Source organism: Flavobacterium sp. (assembly GCF_043778725.1).
Classification (GTDB): Bacteria; Bacteroidota; Bacteroidia; order Flavobacteriales; family Flavobacteriaceae; genus Flavobacterium.
The window spans coordinates 1-2228 of sequence record NZ_JAYWFT010000056.1 but is presented as its reverse complement, the minus strand read 5'-3'; the positions used below and the strand labels follow the sequence as shown (position 1 = coordinate 2228).

Here is a 2228-nt window from a genome sequence, read left to right as displayed (position 1 = left end):
TCTATCAATAATCTGAACTGAATTGCTCGTCATATTTGTTACTCTAAATCTGTAACCAGAAGCGCCAGGCACTTGAGTTGCATGTACAGCAACAAAATTGTTAGATAATGTAGATCCACAAGTAGGTCCAGTCAATGAAGTTATCATTGCTGGGAAACCTTCATCAAAGTTACCATCGCAATTGTCATCTATGCCATTATAAGCAACCTCTGGTCTTCCAGGATTAACATTTGCATTAGCATCATCACAATCAGTAGCATCAAGTACAGAACCTGCTGGCTGACCAACTACTGGCATTGATAAATTTCCGTAACCATCGCCATCAGCATCAGTATAATGAGTATCGTTACTGAAATAAATATTATCTAAATAAATTTGTAGAGCATTTGGTGTATTTTGCTCGAATTTCAAACCATAAACATTTGATAAATTTGCTCCTGCAAACTCAGTTAAATCTATGTTTATAGAATTCCAACCTGCAACTAAATTAGTAATATCTCTTCTTTGATCTCCATCTGTTAATAACCAGAAGAATAAATTTGCGAAAGGCGCATTTACATATACATCTAAATGTAAATTAGTCATTCCTGTTACATTTAATCTTCTTTCTGATTGATCAATAAGTCCAATGAATCCAAGATTGTCAACTTTTAATGCTGTATTTGTTCCGTTTTGCACTTCAGTCATTGAAGTTGCACCAGTCCAAAATGATCTAACAGTTGTATATAAAGGGTTGTTAGCATAAACCGAAGGTGTACCTGTGTACATTGACATTACTCGAGACGCTTGTCTTGCTGGCGGAATTGGAGATGGCCCAGGTGCAGGAAAACTAACTACAAAAGTAGCTGTTCTGCTTGTTGGCCCGTAAGTTCCATCAGTTACTTGCGATGCTGTAATGGTTGTTGTGCCACCAGTTACAATCGAAATTTGATTTCCACCTACTATTGTTGCTACATTGGTATTGCTACTTGTGTATGTAAATGGACTTGTATTGTTTGATGTTGGAGGTGTAATTGCGAAATTAGCATCACCAACGTTTTTAGCAGGAACAGTGAACATTCCCACAGTTGCTGGAGGCAAAGTCGCAGGACGGTAGAAATAAACATTATCAACATAAACAGTTTTTCCTGGACCATTCAATCCTTCGAATTTCAATTGACTAATTCCTGTCATGTTTAAACCATTATTTACATAAGTAGATAAAGGAATATCAACACTATACCATCCGTTTAATGTAGGAAAAAATTGTGCATTTCTGTCCCCATTGTTCAACAACCAAATGTTAAATCCAGTTACGTCTGGCGTATAAACATCCATGTGAAGCATTGTCATTTGAGAAACATCAGTTGCTGCAAAATTGATAAATTCTACAATAAAATTACTTAATTTTTTTGATGGATTTCCGGCAATAACCTCATCTGTTAATGATGAAGCCCCTTGCCACATTGCTGATGGCAAATTGGTATAAGCATCGCTGTATAAAGACACAACATCATAAGTATTTCTAACTGGGGGTGTTGGCGCCGCTACCGCTAATGGTGGAGCTGAAACAACTAGACTAGCAGTTGTAGAACCAGCATCAAAACTACCGTCTGCTGCCTGAACTGCAGTTATTGTAGAAGTTCCAATTCCAGTAACTGTTACCGTGCTTCCTGAAATTGTAGCAACAGAAAGATTGCTAGAAGTATATGTAAAAGCACCCGCACTGTTAGATGTTGGAGCAGTTAACATAAACGGAGCATCACCAAAAACTTTTGCAGGAACTGTAAATCCAGTTATAACTGGATCGCTGCCAGCAACATAAAAATAAATATTATCTAAATAAATTTGTCTTGCAGCCCCTTGATTATGCTCAAATTTGAAGCCATAGATATCTGATAAATTTGCACCTGGAAAAGTAGATAAAGGAATATCAATAGAATTCCAACCAGCCGTTAACGCACCAGTATTGTACAATTGGTCACCGTTTGACAATAAGTAGATAAACATATTCGCAATTGGAGTGTTTAAATAAACGTCAACATGAAGTTTGGTCATTCCTGCTGCGCTAAAATTGGCACCATCAGTAATATAACCCAAATAGCCAAAATTATCAACTTGTAAACAAGTATCTGCTCCATTTGCAATTGTACTTAATTGTGTTCCAGCAGTCCACGGAGCACGAACAGCGTTTACAACATTTGCATAAACTGGTGGAGTTCCAGTAAACATAGAAACAACAGTACCAG

Annotated in this window: 1 protein-coding gene; it reads right to left on the bottom strand. The window is 37.2% G+C overall.

The features are described from left to right. The coding region (locus ACH2CG_RS04800) for a MopE-related protein (RefSeq protein ID WP_395062746.1) at window positions 1–2228 on the bottom strand (2228 nt) is incomplete at both ends.